The organism is Pseudomonas sp. HS-18, assembly GCF_020401845.1.
GTDB classification, from domain to species: Bacteria; Pseudomonadota; Gammaproteobacteria; order Pseudomonadales; family Pseudomonadaceae; genus Pseudomonas; species Pseudomonas nitroreducens.
In genome coordinates this window covers 1,070,535-1,088,672 of sequence record NZ_CP084413.1, presented here as the reverse complement: position 1 = coordinate 1,088,672, position 18,138 = coordinate 1,070,535, and the positions used below count along the sequence as shown (strand labels likewise).

At 59.1% G+C, this 18,138-nt stretch carries 17 protein-coding genes and 1 pseudogene; 11 read left to right on the top strand and 7 right to left on the bottom strand.

Annotation, left to right across the window (positions count from 1 at the left end):
- Positions 1–27 precede the first annotated feature (27 nt).
- The 3 genes from LDJ84_RS05130 to LDJ84_RS05120 all read left to right on the top strand — a co-directional run bounded on the left by LDJ84_RS05130 (position 28) and on the right by LDJ84_RS05120 (position 2,697).
- Complete coding sequence (locus LDJ84_RS05130) at positions 28–1,023, top strand: YqaJ viral recombinase family protein (protein ID WP_226046011.1); 996 nt, start codon at positions 28–30, stop codon at positions 1,021–1,023.
- A 76-nt stretch (positions 1,024–1,099) separates the two neighbouring features.
- Positions 1,100–2,041 (top strand): hydrolase or metal-binding protein, encoded by a 942-nt coding sequence (locus LDJ84_RS05125; protein WP_226046010.1) that lies wholly within the window; start codon positions 1,100–1,102, stop codon positions 2,039–2,041.
- Between the two features lie 92 nt (positions 2,042–2,133).
- Positions 2,134–2,697, top strand: coding sequence for a hypothetical protein (locus tag LDJ84_RS05120; RefSeq protein ID WP_226046009.1), 564 nt, complete (start codon positions 2,134–2,136; stop codon positions 2,695–2,697).
- A 1-nt stretch (position 2,698) separates the two neighbouring features.
- Here LDJ84_RS05120 and LDJ84_RS05115 read toward each other — a convergent pair whose 3' ends face one another.
- On the bottom strand, positions 2,699–3,061 hold the full coding sequence (locus tag LDJ84_RS05115) for a helix-turn-helix domain-containing protein (protein WP_226046008.1): 363 nt from the start codon (positions 3,059–3,061) through the stop codon (positions 2,699–2,701).
- 143 nt (positions 3,062–3,204) lie between these two features.
- Here LDJ84_RS05115 and LDJ84_RS05110 point away from each other — a divergent pair, with 143 nt between their 5' ends.
- The 3 genes from LDJ84_RS05110 to radC all read left to right on the top strand — a co-directional run bounded on the left by LDJ84_RS05110 (position 3,205) and on the right by radC (position 4,731).
- Positions 3,205–3,654, top strand: coding sequence for a hypothetical protein (locus LDJ84_RS05110; protein ID WP_226046007.1), 450 nt, complete (start codon positions 3,205–3,207; stop codon positions 3,652–3,654).
- Positions 3,655–3,698: 44 nt separating this feature from the next.
- Positions 3,699–4,019 carry a hypothetical protein gene (locus tag LDJ84_RS05105; protein WP_226046006.1) on the top strand — a complete coding sequence of 107 codons (321 nt, stop codon included), beginning with the start codon at positions 3,699–3,701 and terminating at the stop codon, positions 4,017–4,019.
- A 217-nt stretch (positions 4,020–4,236) separates the two neighbouring features.
- Positions 4,237–4,731 carry a RadC family protein gene (radC, locus tag LDJ84_RS05100; protein ID WP_226046005.1) on the top strand — a complete coding sequence of 165 codons (495 nt, stop codon included), beginning with the start codon at positions 4,237–4,239 and terminating at the stop codon, positions 4,729–4,731.
- Positions 4,732–5,164: 433 nt separating this feature from the next.
- On the opposite strand, the gene LDJ84_RS05095 is transcribed toward radC, so the two are convergent.
- The 5 genes and pseudogenes from LDJ84_RS05095 to rluD all read right to left on the bottom strand — a co-directional run bounded on the left by LDJ84_RS05095 (position 5,165) and on the right by rluD (position 11,733).
- Positions 5,165–5,854, bottom strand: a complete 690-nt coding sequence (locus LDJ84_RS05095) for an inovirus Gp2 family protein (RefSeq protein WP_226046004.1) — start codon at positions 5,852–5,854, stop codon at positions 5,165–5,167.
- Positions 5,855–6,005: 151 nt separating this feature from the next.
- Positions 6,006–6,776, bottom strand: coding sequence for a hypothetical protein (locus LDJ84_RS05090; RefSeq protein WP_226046003.1), 771 nt, complete (start codon positions 6,774–6,776; stop codon positions 6,006–6,008).
- 2,046 nt (positions 6,777–8,822) lie between these two features.
- Positions 8,823–9,818 (bottom strand): annotated as a pseudogene (locus LDJ84_RS05085) (IS30 family transposase).
- Between the two features lie 233 nt (positions 9,819–10,051).
- A complete protein-coding gene (gene pgeF / locus LDJ84_RS05080; RefSeq protein WP_065084233.1) occupies positions 10,052–10,777 on the bottom strand; it encodes a peptidoglycan editing factor PgeF in 726 nt (241 codons plus the stop codon).
- Positions 10,774–11,733, bottom strand: a complete 960-nt coding sequence (rluD, locus tag LDJ84_RS05075; protein ID WP_226046002.1) for a 23S rRNA pseudouridine(1911/1915/1917) synthase RluD — start codon at positions 11,731–11,733, stop codon at positions 10,774–10,776. The genes pgeF and rluD overlap by 4 nt, the downstream gene beginning before the upstream one ends.
- Positions 11,734–11,880: 147 nt before the next feature.
- Here rluD and LDJ84_RS05070 point away from each other — a divergent pair, with 147 nt between their 5' ends.
- From LDJ84_RS05070 to LDJ84_RS05055, 4 genes are all read left to right on the top strand, one after another.
- Positions 11,881–12,906 (top strand): outer membrane protein assembly factor BamD, encoded by a 1,026-nt coding sequence (locus LDJ84_RS05070; protein WP_226046001.1) that lies wholly within the window; start codon positions 11,881–11,883, stop codon positions 12,904–12,906.
- A 155-nt stretch (positions 12,907–13,061) separates the two neighbouring features.
- On the top strand, positions 13,062–13,304 hold the full coding sequence (locus LDJ84_RS05065; protein ID WP_226046556.1) for a PP0621 family protein: 243 nt from the start codon (positions 13,062–13,064) through the stop codon (positions 13,302–13,304).
- The gene (locus LDJ84_RS05060) at positions 13,294–14,883 is read left to right on the top strand and encodes a sensor histidine kinase (RefSeq protein WP_226046000.1); all 1,590 of its coding nucleotides are present in this window, start codon (positions 13,294–13,296) and stop codon (positions 14,881–14,883) included. Before LDJ84_RS05065 ends, LDJ84_RS05060 begins: the two co-directional genes overlap by 11 nt.
- A 15-nt stretch (positions 14,884–14,898) precedes the next feature.
- Positions 14,899–16,236 carry a sigma-54-dependent transcriptional regulator gene (locus tag LDJ84_RS05055; protein ID WP_026079329.1) on the top strand — a complete coding sequence of 446 codons (1,338 nt, stop codon included), beginning with the start codon at positions 14,899–14,901 and terminating at the stop codon, positions 16,234–16,236.
- 13 nt (positions 16,237–16,249) lie between these two features.
- On the opposite strand, the gene thiO is transcribed toward LDJ84_RS05055, so the two are convergent.
- Entirely contained in the window at positions 16,250–17,359 is a 1,110-nt protein-coding gene (thiO, locus tag LDJ84_RS05050; protein ID WP_226045999.1) for a glycine oxidase ThiO, read from the bottom strand.
- Between the two features lie 195 nt (positions 17,360–17,554).
- Here thiO and LDJ84_RS05045 point away from each other — a divergent pair, with 195 nt between their 5' ends.
- Positions 17,555–18,067, top strand: a complete 513-nt coding sequence (locus tag LDJ84_RS05045; protein ID WP_226045998.1) for a GspH/FimT family pseudopilin — start codon at positions 17,555–17,557, stop codon at positions 18,065–18,067.
- Positions 18,068–18,138 lie beyond the last annotated feature (71 nt).

Sequence of the window (18,138 nt, the reverse complement as noted above, 5' to 3'; positions counted from 1 at the left end):
GCGTTTTTATGTCTGCAGGTGAATACGATGAAAGCAACTTCATTGCATGGCAGCCCCCGCCCGGCCCTGCGTCTGGTCAGCACCAAGGATCTGTCTCGTGACGAGTGGCTGTCAGTGCGTAAACACGGTATTGGCAGCTCGGATGCCGCCGCCGCAGTCGGCCTCAATCCCTACCAGTCGCAACTGGAGTTGTGGCTGGAGAAGACCGGCCGCGATGCCCTGCTGCCCAAGAGCGATCCCCACGATGAAGACAGCCCCACCTACTGGGGCAACATCCTAGAACCTATCGTGGCCACCCATTACACCCAACGCACCAGCAATCGAGTACGCCGAATCAATGCCGTGCTGCAGCATCCCGATCCCACACTGAGTTGGATGCTCGCCAATATCGACCGCGAGGTAATCGGCGCCAGCGATGTCCAGATTCTCGAATGCAAGACCGCGGGCCTCAATGGCGCTCGACTGTGGAAGGACGGCGTACCGGTGTATGTGCAACTGCAGGTCATGCACCAGTTGGCAGTGACCGGTAAACGGGCCGCCGATGTGGCTGTACTGCTCGGTGGTCAGCACCTGGAGATCCACCGCATTGAGCGCGACGACGAACTCATTGCGCGGCTGATTGAGTTGGAGCGGGACTTCTGGAGCTACGTACAACGTGACACGCCGCCACCGGCGGATGGCTCCGACTCCGCGGAGCAGGCCTTGCGCTGTCTGTACCCACAGGACAGTGGCAGCACTCTGGACTTCACCCAGAACCCGCTCCTGTCGGGCGCCTTCGATGAACTGCAATCGGTTCGTGCCAACCTGGAAGCCCAGGGCAAACGCGAAGCCGAACTGAAGCAGCAACTGCAGCAGGCCATGGGGGATGCCAGCCGGGCGCAGTTCGCCAACGGCGTGGTCTCCTGGCGCAAAGCCAAGGACAGTGTGGTGCTCGATGTACCGCGGCTGCTCAAGGAAAAGCCCTACCTGTTGGCACGCTATCCCAGCACCAAGACCGGCAGCCGCCGCTTCCTGATCCTCTGATCTCGTTTCCCCCATTGGCCACTCCGGCGCTCCTACGTCGGGGTGGTCTTTTTTATTCTTCCACTGGAGAACCACCATGCTCAAAGGCTTGGCCATTACCCCGCCGGTGCTCGGGCGGATTTCCATCGGCAAGGTCGTCGAAAAGAACGGCAAGCGCCTGCCGGAGAAGGACGACCAATTCACCATTACCTCGCAGGTGCAACTGCGCGATGGGTGGATCAATCATCCCCTGGACGAAGCATTGCGCACAGCCCAGGGCGGCAAGATCCGCTGCATCCCGATTCGACTGATGTTCAACGCACCGGAGCTGAATTTTCGCGCCGAATATTGCCTGTTCGACCGACAGTCAGGGCGCCCGGTATGTGTTGGCAATGGCGAAACCTGCAAGCGTCGTGGCCAGGACGGTATCGAGTCGCTGCCCTGCCCTTCCCCCGATGCCTGTCCGCTGGCCAAGGGTGGAGCTTGCAAGCCCTACGGTCGACTCAATGTGATCATCGGCGATGAGGATGCGCTAGGTAGCTTCGTCTTTCGCACGACCGGCTTCAACAGCATCCGCACCCTGGCGGCGCGACTGCAGTACCTGCAGGCCATCTCCGGTAATCGCCTGGCCTGTCTCGCCCTGGAGCTGCGCCTGCGCGGCAAGTCCACCCGTCAAAGCCATGGTTCGCCGATCTTCTACGTCGACATCACCGTACGTAACGGCGTTGCCCTAGAGCTGGCATTGCAGCAGGCGCGCGAGCTCGATGAACTACGCCAGGCTTCGGGGTTTGATCAGACAGCCCTGGATGCCACCGCTCGCTTGGGCTTTGCCAATGGCGCCTTCGAGGACAGCGAGGACGAAGGCAACGCCATCGTCGATGAGTTCTTCCCTGCACCGTCTACCGATACGCCAGCCCAAGCGTTATCGCAGCCCAAGCACTCGGCGCCCCTGCCAACGACTGGCAAATCCCGCTCCACGCTTGCCAGCTTACTGAAAGAACGTGCCGAAGCGCGCTCGCTCGAGAACCCACCAGCCTGAGACGGCATAAACAGGAGCCCCTTTGGGCTCCTGCCGTCAATCACATCTATTCACTGTCACCGGATGCCGACCTGCATCCGTTCGGAGGCCCCATGACTCTCAATCCCTTTCTCCGCGGTTACGACAAACTGTCCATCCAACTGCTCGTACAGGATCTGCAACCAGGTGGCTCGCTGCAAGCGTTGTCCTACGTGATCCACGCAATGGACCGGAATCACACGCTGGTCCTGAGTGTACAGCCCACACTGGAGCAGGCGCAGCAAATCGTTGAACGGCTGACCTTCGCGACGGGGCATTTCAGCCGCTGCTGGGAAATCAGCACTGCGCATCTGCCAGAAACCGTCGTGGATAACTTGTTCAGCCTCGCCTATGCCGATAAACCACTGCACTTACGTGAACTACACATCGAGTTCTTCGAGATGTCAGGACACAGTGTCGTCGGCTGCAAGCTGAGAAATACCCCCTGGACGGAGGATAACCTGGAACTATTCAGTACCCGCCCCGCCGATTTGCGCCAGCGGCAACTACACTACGGCTTGCCCGTGGAATTCGTCGACATCCTGCACTTGGCTGGCCAAGCCAATGTGCGCTTTCTGTTGCTCGATCCAGATGCGCCGACGCTGGCGGGATTACCGTGCTTCGCGAACATGGCCTAATTCAGCGGGCCTTTCCCTGCTTGCGGCTAAGCCGCCCGCTCAACTGCTCCACGATGCCCATCACCAACTGACGATCCGTTTCGCTTAGTCCACCCAATAGCTGGCTGATTCGGCTCGCCTGATCGGTCACGCGCGAACTCGACTCATTGAGCAGCTCGGCGGCTTCGCAATCGAATACCGAGGCCAGTTCGAGCAAGCGCAGCACCGTCGGAATGACCACCCCACGCTCGATGCGCGATACCGCCTCGCTCCCCACTCCGAGGCGCTCGGCAACCTCCTCCTGGGTCATGCCACAGCGCACCCGCTGCTTGGCAATCGCTCGGCCCACAACTTCAGCCAAATGTTTCTGATCAATCTCGGACATGACGCCTCCCATCTCAACCTTGATGGTTGGCTACCGCCCCATTGACATGAAGGACACAAAGCGATGATTCTCAACCTATTAGGTTGTATCCCTACTCAGAAACCACTTTCCTCTCAGCTCTATCAACAAAAGGACGTGTCCTCATGAAAAGGAATCTACTGGTCGCAGCTTTTTTGACAGCGGTTGCCGTCTCCGCAGCCAGCGCTGGCACTTACGAATGGACTAGCGGTTACGCCCAAGGGGTCCAAGAACACTTGGTCGACGATGGCAATGGCAACGAACTGAATATCTCCTGCCCGGACGATGGTGAAAGTGCCGTCAGCGCCTACGCCTCGATTGCAGGCAAGCAGTACTCGTCCAACGACGACATTGGCTTCGATGTCATCGTCGACGGCACTACCTACAGCAATCCCTTCTTCACCGACTGCCATGCCTGTGGCTCCAATTTCCCTGGATTCTGGGCGGCGCTGCGCAAGGCCAACAACCTGCAGATCAGTGCAGAGGGCAAGACAGTGAAGCTTCCGACCAAGAATCTTTCACAGGTTCTCCAACCTCTGAACAGCAATAAAAACCTCTGTCGTTCCGCTTGGTAGTTCAGCCCGGAGCGACAACTTATATCCTTCAAAGGACTCAATCGATGAAGAAATACTTGACGATCGCATTTGTAGCAGCCGCCATTACAGGTTGTGACTCAAAGCCCCCCGTTGAAGTGGAACTGGGAAGCAACTCCTTTTGGGGAACACCGCAAGTACGAATCACCGCAAAACAAGACAGTGTAACGGTCAAAAAAGTGCAAGTGAATCGAGGTAACTGCACAGCTGCTGCCCAGCAGGTTTTGCCGTCTAAAATACCATTTGGCGAAGTGTTGAAGATTGACGTTTCCTCCTGCAGGAAAGTGGTTGAAGTTTCCATTTTCACCAGTGCAGGTGATTACGACTTTAGTTTTGACCGTTCATAACTTCCTACTCTCTGCAGAAAACTCGAGCAACCGAAGAGCTACTACGCCAGAATCGGGAATTCCTCTTCAGGGTTTCCGTAGCCAACAATACCGGGCTCTTTCGGCCTCTCCCTACTAGATCACGACAGCATATCTCGACGCCCATCCCATCTAACAGCCTGACCCGACAACGGGTCAGGCTTTTTTATGCCCGCAAAAAGCCCATGGAGTTCATTCAATGACAACCAAGTTCAAGGCCGGAGAAACCACCGGCACCTACATTGCGAATGCCCCGCTCACGGAGCACGACATCCTAACAATGGCCAAACAACTGGCCAGCCAACGGCTGCGAAAAGGTCATGCCTTACACCACCCCACAGAGGTGTTCAGCTACCTACAGATTCTCCTGCAGGAGTACGAGCACGAGGTATTCGCCGTACTGCTGCTCGACAACAAACACCGTGTCATCCGATTTCAGGAACTATTTCGCGGCACACTGGATGGCGCCAGCGTCTATCCCCGGGAAGTCGTCAAGCTCGCCCTCGCCCATAACGCCGCAGCGATCATATTGGTACACAATCATCCTTCGGGCGATCCGGCCCCAAGCCAGGCAGACCACGCACTAACCACCAAACTCAAGCAGGCTCTGGAGATGGTCAGCATACGCACGCTTGATCACATCATTGTCGGTAGTGAGGGTTGCGCGTCGCTGGCAGAGCTGGGCTACCTCTGAAGCGTAGGTACGGGGCTGCGCTAACCCGCATATGCAGCTCTAACGGCGCGGGTCGTAGACTCGTTGCAGCGCTGCTGCCCGCTAGACCATTACACACTGGACAAAAAACAGCAGACAGGCAACTCGAGTGCGGGAGGCCACTGGCATGTACGGACAGCCCAAGGGCTGTCCGTACAGCTATAGGCCCCTATTATTTTTTTGCTTTGGCAGCAGCCCTGCATGGCGTCTCGTTGGCCGGAATATGGGGAGTCGGGATGGCCTTGCAATAAGACAGCGCAATGACTATTCAGGGATCAGCGAGGGGGATGTCCATCCTGCTCTTCGCCCGGTGCCAGAATCCGCTCCCAGACCTCGGACTCCCAACGCCCCAGACATCCTCTACGCGCCATCGGTGCCGCCCCCTCGCCGCCATGATCAAGCGCCGCTGTTAGGCTCAAGTGGTAGCCCAAGGAGTGCCGGTTGAATGCCGGTGTAGCTGACTCATACCGAAATTGCGCTGACCATCGCCATCCGGCTTAGTGTCGAGTTTGGCGAAATAGCTCAGACGGTAGAAGACCCCAGCGAACTGTTGCAGGTAGTTCGCGTGCCGCAGCAGTAACGGCGATACCGGCCGCTCCGGGAAATACACACCGCGTCCTGCAACACGCCAATCCATCCCCAGCGCGGCACCCCAGGCTTTACAGATGCGCCCAGCGAGCATTGTCTCGTAAGAGCACACGTCAGACTGCAACTGGCTGTAGTCACCCAAGGAGAAATAAGCATCTCGATTGAGCAATAGCGCGACGTGGTAGTGCGGGAAATCAGCATCCTGCCATTCCCTCACCCAGAGATAGCGAAGCATTGGGTCATAACCTCGCTTCCCAGCGGCCCGCTTGACAGCTTGTGCATGCATCAACTGACTCTTCATCGACTCGATAAAATCGGTCATGGCCCTGAGGGGCAAGCTTTCCCCATCAGGCACCCTGAGATCGATGCGGAACACACTCCAGCGGGGATGTGATTTCAGACAATCCATTAGCAAGGCATGTGTGCGTTGCAGATAATGCGGAATGAGCTCATGCAGTGGCCGCTGAACTGGTAGGCCCTGCCATTCAGGCGAGTCATTAGGTGGCTGTATGAACATGGAAAGCTCCTATGATGAGTTACATAAAAGCTCTCCATGTTGTAAGCGCTTACAGCATCACTTTGATACAACCCAAAACCAGGCTGGTATTTCTATTAGCATCGCCAGGATTAATAATATTAACTAACCAACAGCAAAACAGCGCTCAATACTACGCACCAGCCTGAAGCTGCTCAGGTAGATCAAGGCCACCATGCTTACTTTCAGAAAGCAAATACGCTCCGAACTTAGCAGCGGCAAACTCATCATCGGTCACAAGATCAATACGCACCTGCTGAGAGCCATCGACTGCCACCGGATAGCAGCTCAACCTCCTCCCCCTACCAAGCTCTTGTGGAGATAGGAACACAGGAAATATCTGCTTGAGCGCCTCCACCAATAACACCGAGAGTTTTTCAGCAAACAAACACAATGCCCGCCATTCACTAGAAAATTTTTCAAGGTCAAGCTCCTCAATCGCGAGCTGATGTACATCAGCGTCCGCAATCGGAAAACCTAAAACCCTTAGTAACGCCCATTGAATTTTCACATAGAGAACACGGGTATACCATATAAAACTCCTCGTATCCGAAAATGCATGAGAGAGCGCAGCACAACACTGCGTTAACACGTAGCTCCCGCTTCCAGGAGCATCCAAAAATCCTGGCAATTTATACCGAACAATCTGCCATTCATTACTAGCTCTAGCGCCGGAAAAACTCTCTATAATCGCTAGCAACTCCTCGCCGCTGTGCTGACCACTACCGCTCGAAAACCAACGCAACACTGCCTTTTCCCCTTCCTTCGCCCCTGCATCCAAACATACATGCCAGGTATACGCATGGGACCAACAACTCACAACCGCCGGCCCCAGTAGAAAATACGTTTTCGTCTTATTGGATTTCCCATCAGCAGTAAAATCTGCGCCGGAAGACACCAGCATACCTTTCTGGTGTAGCTGCTGGGTGAGTGCGTAAAACGTGGACGAGCAGATACCAGCCCTCCTGGCTAGCTTAGAGACACTCTGGCCATCCAACACACATACCCTAGGATTCTTAACTTGGCCCCAGAGAAACGCCAGCAGAGATCGTTCTGATATGGATAGAGTACTAAATGGAGGCTCATCAGATATCAGAACTCTAGACAACCAGGGAGCCAAAAGCGTCATTGACCAACGATGCAACAGCTTTTGCTGCATTGTCCTATTGAGTCGATAGATAGCCTTTGGCCGACCCTGAGTCGCCTTTTGCTCTCGCACTAGCACTCCCAGATCAACCAAGATCCTTAGATTTCTACTTACCCCATCCTTGCTAAATCCAGTGTCCTTGGCCAGACGCTGTACTCCACCTACTGTTGTATGTTCAGGCTGCCCCAGTGAATAGAGGCGCACCAACTGAAAGAGAAGGTAACGCGCCCTCAGCGAAAGACGCGCCCCCAACAGAAAACACCTGCACGGAACAACCGCCCAATGGGCTTTATCCTGATTTTCCAAAATATTTATCCTGATTTTCAACCCCCTAACACTAAACCTTTAGAGATACTCTGAAAAGCCCCCAATCGAAAAATCAGACCCAGTAACCATGCGACTTACAGGCCAGTAGCCTCATAAAATTCGGGCTTTTTCAGAATATCCTTAAAGCGGAAGATGACTGCCGTGGAGTTCTGGCCGCAGCTAAAAACACAGAAATTAGCGGCTGATCTGATAGTTTTTTATCAATGGGTCGCTTTCAAAATCGGTAGGCGCTGAAGTCGGATAGAAATTCATAGTTACTTCAGACCTGGACTTGCTCCCTGAAAGACCGGATAGCGTATCATCCGCAACTTAAGGGATAAGCATACAGTTGTGTTTATGACTAACACCAAGCCCCTAGGGGCAGAAATTCTCGAGATTGAGCGCAGACGCCGTTGGAGCGCGGAAAAGAAGCTGGCCATTGCCTTGGAGCACTACAACAACGGGCATCCCACAGCGCACTGAATTATCGATCTCCTCGTGAATGCAGAGGACTTCGGACCACATCAACTTAACGGTGGTGCAGTGCCCGGCTGACGGGGAAAAATCCACCACTACCAGCCCGCTAACGCCACGCACTGTTTAACACCTCCCTAATCCGCTATTTATAGTTCAAAAATAATAATCGCACGCGCCCACTAAGTATAGATCCAACCCAATTAGAAGTTTACTTTATCCTTCTATTCTCTCAGACCAGATAAACACAGAGGAAGAGTTCATGCGCGTAAAAAGGTATTCTGGCGCGCAGAAAACATGGAGCTCATGTTTTTATGTGAAGCTCAACGTGATTAGCTCGAATGACGCTTGCTCAAGCAAGCTCATGGTTTGAAATCAGAGAGCCCGGATGGGACTTTTGAATTTAGCGGAATTTCGCTGCTTTGGACCTTTTGATCTGATAGCAGCCCCGCATAAGGAATCTCGTCGTTATCACACAAGCGTATTCAAATTATTTTTCCATACCTTTCGATGATGACCCCGCCCTGCTCGCTTGCACCATCCTCCTGGTAAGTCGGATTTATAACTTCCGTGAAACTGTATAACTTGCACCCTCTGTAACAAGCCTGAGAAAAGTCAAGATTCCTCGCGAACCATATCCGAGTCTATTCCCTCTTGCATATTCTGCAGGAGACATAGGTTTTGAGGGGAACTCCAACTCCAAAGCCTGATGAGTGCCAAAGCGATATCTCAGTTCGCCAAACTTTGATTCTATTGTGATCTTCGCGCAAACCGCCATCTCTTTTCCACGAAATTGGCAGGAGAACATTATGCGCTCTCCGGGGCTGCAGAGCGCATAATTTATTATACTGTCAAATTACATAGAAACTTGTGTGCTTAATGGCGCTCCCGCCACACATTAACTTAGCGATAACATAAAGAGTAAAAGCGTCTTTTCCTCCAAACACCATGAGATAATATTCCCCTTGGATGGCGCCTTGATTTTATAAGTCGGCGATTTCAGAGACCGAGCGCAACACCCTGTCATTGAGTTACGGATGGACTCTCATGATGCTTGGCTGTCATCGCCGTCATCATTTCGATGGGACACTTGTAATTGAAATGCTGACGCGGGCGGATATTCCACTCGTAGGCAATAGCATCCAGTTGCTCCTGGCTGTGGCCAGACAAGTCCGTGTCTTTGAGCAGGTACTGGCGAATCAGGCCGTTGATGTTTTCGTTACTGCCGCGCTGCCAAGGGCTATGCGGCTCACAGAAGTAAACAGCCACTCCAGTACGCTGGGTGATCTCGGCATGACGCACCATTTCCCGGCCCTGGTCGTAGGTCAACGTTTTACGCGCAGCCCGCGGCATGCGGTTCAACGCGGCAATGAAACCCTCGACAGCCGAGGTGGCGGTTGCGTCGTTCATCTTCACCAGCATCAGATAACCCGTGCTGAGTTCTACCAGTCTTCCCACCGCAGAAGCATTGGCTTTGCCCTTGATCAAGTCACCTTCCCAGTGACCCGGCGTCAGGCGATCCTCCACCTCCGGTGGTCGCACATGAATACTGACCAAGTCGGGGATTTAGTCACGACGGTCAACCTCGCCCGCGCGGGGGCGGCGACTGGTTTTGCCTTGGCGCAGGCAGATGATCAGCGCCTTGCGAAGCTCACCGACGGGCAGCGCGTAAATGGCGTTGTAGATTGTATCGCGACAGACGTACACGTCTTCAAAATTTGGGAATTTCATATCTCGAAGCTTGCCGGCAATTTGCTGAGGAGAAAAGCGCTTTCGCGGCAGATGTACCACCAGGTCGAACAACTCACTGTCCGGCAGCAGCTTGCGCTGAGGACGGCAGGCGGTGCGACGCTGGCGCATGTGCTGTTGAGCTTGGCTCGCCCTGTAATAGTTGGCCTCGGAGCTGTTGCGACGAAGCTCGCGGCTGATGGTCGAGGGACTTCGATCAAGCATTCTGGCGATGGCTCGCTGGCTCAAACCCTGAAGCTGGCCAAGCTAGATCGTGATGCGTTCTTCGATACTGAGTTCTTAGTAGGTCATGGCAACACCGTACCGGATTGGTCAGGTGTTGCACTCAGCTTTTGCCGCCGTCAGGATTTTTCGTTTTCCTACGCGGGCTGTTGACGCTGATAGACCCGCAATACTCCAAGACGGGCAACGGCTGTTTGCCGTATCCACTGGAGACCATGCCTTGCCCCCACCCGCCGCAAAACTGATTCGCCCTGCTTCACCGAAGGAGTCGAACGGTGAGGTTATGCTAACCAGACCAGACTGGCCAGGCGGCCGGTGCAGGCATTGCGGCGGTAAGAATAGAAGTCCTCGGTGTCAGTGAATGTGCAGAAGTCCCCACCGTAGACGGCAGTTACACCCTTCACCGCGAGGCGGATACGCGCCAGTTCATAGATGTCGGCCATGTACTTGCCCGCATTGGCACTGGGCAGGAAGGCGTGCTCGGCTTCGGCGTGGCCCTTCAGGAAGGCTTCACGCACTTCCGGGCCGACTTCAAAGGCCTGCGGGCCGATGGACGGCCCCAGCCAGACCAGCAGCTCAACCGGCGCGAGGCCCATGGCGTCCACGGTTGCCTCCAGAACGCCGCCCGCCAACCCGCGCCAGCCGGCGTGGGCTGCACCGACACGAGTACCCGCGCGGTCGCAGAACAGCGCCGGCAGGCAATCAGCAGTCATGATGGTGCAGGCAATACCACGCGTGGCGCTCCAGCTGGCATCCGCAGTGGAGACAACAGACGGATCCGCCTCGACCACATCGATACCGTGAACCTGGCTCAGCCAGGCAGGCTGGCAGCCCAGCTCGGCGGTCAGGCGGCGGCGGTTCTCGGCCACGGCAACCGGGTCGTCACCGACATGGTCACCGAGGTTGAAACTGTCGAAAGGCTCGAGGCTGACGCCGCCGGCGCGGGTCGTCACGCAGGCGCGGACGTTCGCTGGAATCGGCCAGTCGGGCGTCAGCCACGGGCTCATACGAAGGACTCGTTGTCCTGCCGCAGCAGGCTCAGCAGCCAGGTGAAGTCATCCGGCAGCGGCGACTCCCACTTCATACGCACGTTGGTGGCCGGGTGATCCAACTCCAGGAAGCGCGCATGCAAGGCCTGACGCGGGAAATCGCGCAGGGACTCGATCAGCGACGGGCTGGCCCCCGGCGGAATGCGGAAACGTCCGCCGTAGGTGGGGTCGCCCACCAGCGGATGGCCAATGTGCGTCATATGGACGCGGATCTGGTGGGTACGTCCGGTTTCCAGCTTCACCCGCGTGTGGGTATGCGCACGGAAGCGCTCCAGCACGCGGTAATGGCTGATGGCGACCTTGCCGGTCTCGATCACCGCCATCTTCTGGCGCTGTACACCATGACGGCCGATGGGCGCGTCGACGGTGCCGCCAGCGACGATCACGCCGGTGACGATGGCCTCATAGATGCGGCTGACGCTGCGCGCCTGGAGCTGGGCAACCAGATTGGTGTGCGCTTCCAGGGTCTTGGCCACCACCATCAAGCCGGTGGTGTCCTTGTCCAGGCGGTGCACGATGCCGGCGCGCGGCACATTGGCCAGATGCGGCACGTGGTGCAGCAGCGCATTGAGCAGGGTGCCGTCCTGGTGGCCGGCGGCGGGGTGAACCACCAGGCCGGTCGGCTTGTCGATGACCAGGATATGGTCATCTTCATAGACGATGTCCAGCTCGATGTCCTGGGCGACCCATTCACCCTGGGCCTCCAGCGCGACGTCCAGTTCCAGGCGCGAGCCGGCGTGGACAATGTCGCGCGGACGCAGCACGGCGCCATCGACCTTGAGACGGCCGTCCTTGATCCAGCCAGCCAGGCGGGAACGGGAGTGATCGGAGAAGAGCTGGGCGGCGACCTGGTCGAGACGCTGACCACCGAGGTCGAACGGCACTTCTGCCGCGAGTTGGATGATATCGGACATGACTGGACACGAAGGGCGCGCGGCCTTTTGGTTCGGCTGCGCGCTGTGGTTAAATACGGGGCCTTTGTCCCAGGGGTACCCCTGGGGCGCCAATCATAACAGACGGTTGCGGCCGCGACAGCCGACCGTCCAGGGACGCAAGCCGCCATGCAAGTGAAACACCTGCTGCTGATCGCCACCCTCGCCTTCGTCACCGCCTGCTCCTCCAAGGGCGAGAAGGTGGATGAGAACCTGAGCGAAAGCCAGCTGTACCAGCAGGCACAGGAAGACCTCAACAACAAGAGCTACACCAACGCCGTCGCCAAGCTGAAGGCGCTGGAGTCCCGCTATCCGTTCGGCCGCTATGCCGAGCAGGCCCAGTTGGAGCTGATCTACGCCAACTACAAGAACATGGAGCCCGAGGCCGCCCGCGCCTCCGCCGAGCGCTTCATCCGCCTGCACCCGCAACACCCGAACGTCGACTACGCCTACTACCTCAAGGGCCTGGCTTCCTTCGACCAGGACCGTGGCCTGCTGGCGCGCTTCCTGCCGCTGGACATGACCAAGCGCGACCCGGGTGCGGCCCGCGACTCCTTCAACGAGTTCGCCCAGCTGGTCAGTCGCTACCCCAACAGCCGCTACGCCCCGGACGCCAAGGCGCGCATGATCTACCTGCGCAACCTGCTGGCGGCCTACGAAGTGCACGTTGGCCACTACTACCTCAAGCGCCAGGCCTATGTCGCCGCCGCCAACCGTGGCCGTTACGTGGTCGAGAACTTCCAGGAAACCCCGGCCGTCGGCGATGGCCTGGCGATCATGGTCGAAGCCTACCAGCGCCTGGGCCTCAATGACCTCGCCGATTCCAGCCTGGAAACCCTGAAGGCCAACTATCCGGACAACGCCAGCCTCAAGGATGGCCAGTTCGTGCCGCGCGAAGACGAAGCTGACAACCGCTCCTGGCTGGCCAAGGCCACCCTGGGTCTGATCGAGACCAACGATGCCCCGCCGCACATGGAAACCCAGGCCTCCAAGGACGTGATCAAGCAGTACGAAGACGCCGAGCAACAGATTCCCGCCGAGCTCAAGCCTGAGAACCAGAGCGACGTGGAAGAAGAACAGCACGAGTCCGAAGGCAACGCCGGCAGCAGCGACCGCTCCTGGTTCAGCTACATGACCTTCGGTATCTTCGACTGATACCGACGGGTTCGAGAAAAAGGGAGGCTTCGGCCTCCCTTTTTCGTTTGGGCCAAGCATGGGCGCTTTTCGTCCATGGCCTGGCAGGTGCGCGCACGGGCTCACTGTGCGGCACCGCGTGGCTTGGATAAACTGCCGCTCTTTAAGCACAAGGGATTGCCATGACCCGTCTGCTGTTCTGGATCGCCCTCTTCGCCCTCGGCTGGTGGTTGTGGCGCAAAGCTACCCGACCAGCCCGCCCTGTCGAGAAGCCCAAGGGGGACGACTCGGCCGCGCCCATGGTCCGCTGCGCGCAGTGCGGCGTGCATGTACCGCAGACCCATGCCCTGCAGGACGAGAGCAAGTGGTACTGCAGCCGCGCGCACCTCGAACAGGACCGCACCGACCGTGGTCGCTGAAGGGATTTCCCTCACAGGACAGGGCCTGCGGGTACTGCGCCTGTACCACCTGTACCGCCTGACCATCGGGCTGGTGCTGGTACTGCTGATCTCCAGCAGCCTGGACGATGAGCTCCTGAAACTGTCCCACCCCGAGCTGTTCCACGTCGGCTGCTGGATCTACCTGGTCCTCAACATCCTGATCGCGGTGTTGATGCCGACCCCACGGCATTTGCTGCCGCTGTTCATTCTGGCGGCACTGGACATTCTCCTGCTCAGCGCCCTGTTCTACACGGCAGGCGGCATTCCCAGCGGCATCGGCAACCTGATGGTGGTCGCCGTGGCCATTGCCAACATCCTGCTGCGCGGGCGGGTCGGGCTGCTCATCGCTGCAATCGCCGCGATCGGCCTGATCTACCTGACCTTTTACCTGAGCCTCAGCCAGCCCACCGCCATCAACCACTACGTGCAGGCAGGCGGGTTGGGCGCCCTGAGCTTCGCCTCGGCCCTGCTGATCCAGGCCCTGGCACGGCGCCAGCAGATCGTCGAAAGCATCGCCGAGCAGCGCGCCACCACGGTGGCCAATCTGGAAGAGCTCAATGCACTGATCCTGCAGCGCATGCGCACTGGCATCCTTGTCCTGGGTGATCGTCACCGGGTTCTGCTGGCCAACCAGAGCGCCACCACCCTGCTGGGCGGCCATGACCTGCCCGGCCACTCACTGGCCGAGCACAGCCCGCAACTGGTCGCCAGCCTGCAGCAATGGCAGCAGAACCCTGCCCTGCGCCCGCCCAGCCTGCAGCCCATGGAGTCCGGCCCGACCGTGCAACCGAGCTTCATCCCCCTGCGCCGGGGTAACGAACAGCACATCCTGATGTTCCTCGAGGACATTTCACAGATCGCCCAGCAGGCCCAACAGCTCAAGCTTGCCGCCCTGGGCCGACTCACCGCGGGCATTGCCCATGAAATCCGCAACCCGCTGGGCGCGATCAGCCATGCGGCGCAGCTGCTGCTTGAGTCCGAAGAACTGGACAAGCCCGACCGACGCCTCACGCAGATCATCCAGGACCAGTCGCGGCGCATGAACCTGGTCATCGAGAACGTCCTGCAACTGTCGCGCCGCCGCCAGTCAGAGCCCCAACTGCTCGATCTGAAGTACTGGCTGCACCGCTACGCCGGCGAGATGCGCGAGAGCCTGCGCGAGGGCCAGCAGATCCACGTGGAAACCGGCCAGGGCACCGTGCAGACCCGCATGGATCCGCACCAGTTGACGCAGGTACTGACCAACCTTGTGCAGAATGGGTTACGGTACAGCACTCAGAAGAACGGCACCGGCCAGGTGTGGCTGCGGCTGTTCCGCGACAGCGAAACCGATCTGCCCGTGCTGGAAGTACTCGATGACGGGCCCGGAATCGCTGCCGGGCAGCAGGGGAAACTGTTCGAACCGTTCTTCACCACCGAAAGCAAGGGCACGGGCCTTGGCCTGTACATCTCCCGCGAGCTGTGCGAAAGCAACCAGGCTCGACTGGATTACAAGACGCGTGACGAAGGCGGCACCTGCTTCCGCATCACCTTCGCCCACCCGCGCAAACAAAGCTAAGAAGACGCAATGACCATGAGCCGTCAAAAAGCCCTGATCGTCGACGACGAACCCGACATCCGCGAGCTGCTGGAGATCACCCTCGGCCGCATGAAGCTCGATACCCGCAGCGCCCGCAACGTCAAGGAGGCCCGCGACTTCCTCGCCCGCGAACCCTTCGACTTCTGCCTGACCGATATGCGCCTGCCCGATGGCACCGGCCTGGACCTGGTGCAGTACATCCAGCAGCGCCATCCGCAGATGCCGGTAGCGATGATCACCGCCTTCGGCAGCCTCGACACCGCCGTGCAGGCGCTCAAGGCCGGTGCCTTCGATTTCCTGACCAAGCCTGTGGACCTCGCTCGGCTCCGAGAGCTGGTGAACACAGCCCTGCGCCTGCGCTCCCCGGATGCCGAGGAGGCACCGGTGGACAGCCGCCTGCTCGGCGACTCGCCGCCGATGCGCACCCTGCGCAACCAGGTGGCGAAGCTCGCGCGAAGCCAGGCGCCGGTGTACATCAGCGGCGAGTCCGGCAGCGGCAAGGAGCTGGTGGCCCGGCTGATCCATGAGCAGGGCCCGCGCGAGAGCCAGACCTTCGTGCCGGTCAACTGCGGCGCCATCCCCTCCGAGCTGATGGAAAGCGAATTCTTCGGCCACAAGAAAGGCAGCTTCACCGGTGCGGTGGAAGACAAGCTCGGCCTGTTCCAGGCAGCGAACGGCGGCACCCTGTTCCTCGACGAAGTGGCCGACCTGCCATTGCCGATGCAGGTCAAACTGCTGCGCGTGATCCAGGAAAAAGCCGTGCGCGCCGTGGGCGGCCAGCAGGAGGTCGCAGTGGATGTGCGAATCCTCTGCGCGACCCATAAGGACCTGGCCGCCGAAGTGGCCGCCGGCCGCTTCCGCCAGGACCTCTACTACCGTCTGAATGTCATCGAGCTGCGCGTTCCGCCGCTGCGCGAGCGCCGCGAAGACATCCCACTGCTGACCGACCGCGTGCTCAAGCGCCTGGCCGGGGACAGCGGCCTGGCGGCCGCCTCGCTGAGCGCCGATGCACTGGAGAAGCTCAAGAACTACCGCTTTCCCGGCAACGTGCGGGAACTGGAGAACATGCTGGAGCGCGCCTACACGCTCTGCGAAAACGACGTCATCCAGCCCCACGACCTGCGCCTGGCCGAGACCAGCACCGCGGACAGCGGCGGCGAGGCGAGCCTCGCGCAGATCGACAACCTCGAGGACTACCTCGAGGACATCGAGCGCAAGCTGATCATGCAGGCGTTGGAAGAGACGCGCTGGAACCGTACTGCGGCAGCGCAGCGCCTGGGCCTGACCTTCCGCTCCATGCGCTACCGGCTGAAGAAACTGGGTATCGACTGATCCCCGGCAGGCCTCAGCCGATGGGCGTCGCCACCAGACGCCCTTCCGGTGAGTAGGGTGCCGCCTCGATGATGGGCTGACGCTTCTGCATCAGGTCCACCAGCAACTGGCAGGACGCCGGCGCCAGCACCAGACCGTTGCGGTAATGGCCGGTGTTCAACCATAGCCCCTGATGACCGGGCACCTCGCCAATGAAGGGGATGCCCTGCGGCGCCCCCGGACGCAGCCCCGCCCAGTGGTTCACCGGCTGCATGCCCGCCAGCGCGGGAATCAACTCCTGCGCCGACGCGCGCAGGCTGCTCAGAGCCTCGTTCGATGGAGTCTTGTCGAAACCGGCAAACTCCAGCGTGCTGCCCACCAGGATATGGCCGTCACGGCGAGGTATTGCGTAGCGACCTTTCGCCAGCACCATGCTGGAGAGGAAATCAGGAGCGCAGCGATACAGGATCATCTGTCCCTTTACCGGCTCGACCGGCAACTCCAGGCCCAGCCTGGCCAATAGCTGGCCACTCCAGGCGCCAGCCGCCAGTACTACCGAGCCGGCAGTGAAATCGCCCTGCTCAGTGCGCACGCCTGTCACGCGCTCGCCCTTCTGCAGGAAGCCGGTCACCTCCACCTGTTCCTGTACGCTGACGTTTGGCAGCCGCACCAGCGCCTCGCGCAGGGACTTGGCCAGGCGCGGGTTGCGCACGTTGGCCACGCCGGACATGTACACGGCGCGCTCGAAGCCCTGTCCCAGCACGGGCACCGCCTCATGCACGGCGTCGATGTCCACTTCCGAAAGCAGGCGCCCATGGGCCTTGGCCCACGCCAGGGCTTCGGCCTGGTCGTCCAAGTCCAGCCAGTAGAGACCAGTGACATGCACCTCGGGGTCGAGCCCGGTATCGGCGAGCAGACGCTCGCCCAGTTGCGGATAGAAGTCCTGTGACCAGTGGGCCAGATTGGCGACTGCTGCGCTGTAGCGCCACGGATAGAGCGGCGAAACGATGCCGCCACCGGCCCAGGACGCCTCTCGCCCGGTCTCGCCACGCTCCAGCAGGACCACCTCGGCACCCGCTTGCCCCAGAGTCCAGGCAGTCAGCATCCCGACTACCCCACCGCCCACCACGATCATGTCCGGCATAGCACGCCCCACATCACAGGAAAACCAACGGCCCATCGCCGGCCGCACACTATACCGGGCATGGACCGCTGACGGAGCAAGACGGAAGTCGGTGCGTCATCGGACCGCTCCTACAACATCCATCCAACTCGTCGCCGGGCGCGCCGTGGCTTGCCGCCAATACTTTCCACTCCGAAAGACTCGAAGGATCCGACCATGTCCAGGGAACGGGGCTTTACCCTCGTCGAATTGCTGTTCGCCCTCGCAATCGTCACCATCGCGCTGTCCGTCGCCACGCCCTCCTTCACCGAGCTACTGCGCAACCAACGCGCACGCACGGCAACCCATGAGCTACGCCAGGCCATCGATTTCACCCGGGAAAGCGCCGTCCATAGCGGGCGCCCCATCAGCATCGTGGCCATCGCGGGCAACTGGGCCAATGGCTGGGAGGTCATGGTGGACGCGGACAATACCGGCACTCGCAGCGAGCACAAGCCACTACTCGCCAGCCACGCAACGCTGAATGGCATCCGAGTCCTCGCCGACAGCACCTCCAGCCGCTACCTCCACTTCACGCCACGCGGCAACGGCATCCAGCCCAACGGCGCCTTCCACTCCGGCACGCTGACCATCTGCGGCGAGGGATCGAGCCACTATCGCATCGTGATCAACAAGGCCGGGCGCATTCGCGAAGAGGTGGGAGATACCAGCAATAGCTGCTCCCGCTGACTCGTTTCACAACCACATCGAGACACGGCTCACAGAAGATCAGCGCCGATGACCGGACATCGCCATAACGA

Bases quoted from the DNA above. Each gene is read 5' to 3' on its own strand.
- LDJ84_RS05130 (WP_226046011.1), top strand. From the start codon at position 28: ATGAAAGCAACTTCATTGCATGGCAGCCCCCGCCCGGCCCTGCGTCTG.
- LDJ84_RS05125 (WP_226046010.1), top strand. From the start codon at position 1,100: ATGCTCAAAGGCTTGGCCATTACCCCGCCGGTGCTCGGGCGGATTTCC.
- LDJ84_RS05120 (WP_226046009.1), top strand. From the start codon at position 2,134: ATGACTCTCAATCCCTTTCTCCGCGGTTACGACAAACTGTCCATCCAA.
- LDJ84_RS05115 (WP_226046008.1), bottom strand. From the start codon at position 3,061: ATGTCCGAGATTGATCAGAAACATTTGGCTGAAGTTGTGGGCCGAGCG.
- LDJ84_RS05110 (WP_226046007.1), top strand. From the start codon at position 3,205: ATGAAAAGGAATCTACTGGTCGCAGCTTTTTTGACAGCGGTTGCCGTC.
- LDJ84_RS05105 (WP_226046006.1), top strand. From the start codon at position 3,699: ATGAAGAAATACTTGACGATCGCATTTGTAGCAGCCGCCATTACAGGT.
- radC (WP_226046005.1), top strand. From the start codon at position 4,237: ATGACAACCAAGTTCAAGGCCGGAGAAACCACCGGCACCTACATTGCG.
- LDJ84_RS05095 (WP_226046004.1), bottom strand. From the start codon at position 5,854: ATGTTCATACAGCCACCTAATGACTCGCCTGAATGGCAGGGCCTACCA.
- LDJ84_RS05090 (WP_226046003.1), bottom strand. From the start codon at position 6,776: ATGCTGGTGTCTTCCGGCGCAGATTTTACTGCTGATGGGAAATCCAAT.
- pgeF (WP_065084233.1), bottom strand. From the start codon at position 10,777: ATGAGCCCGTGGCTGACGCCCGACTGGCCGATTCCAGCGAACGTCCGC.
- rluD (WP_226046002.1), bottom strand. From the start codon at position 11,733: ATGTCCGATATCATCCAACTCGCGGCAGAAGTGCCGTTCGACCTCGGT.
- LDJ84_RS05070 (WP_226046001.1), top strand. From the start codon at position 11,881: ATGCAAGTGAAACACCTGCTGCTGATCGCCACCCTCGCCTTCGTCACC.
- LDJ84_RS05055 (WP_026079329.1), top strand. From the start codon at position 14,899: ATGAGCCGTCAAAAAGCCCTGATCGTCGACGACGAACCCGACATCCGC.
- thiO (WP_226045999.1), bottom strand. From the start codon at position 17,359: ATGCCGGACATGATCGTGGTGGGCGGTGGGGTAGTCGGGATGCTGACT.
- LDJ84_RS05045 (WP_226045998.1), top strand. From the start codon at position 17,555: ATGTCCAGGGAACGGGGCTTTACCCTCGTCGAATTGCTGTTCGCCCTC.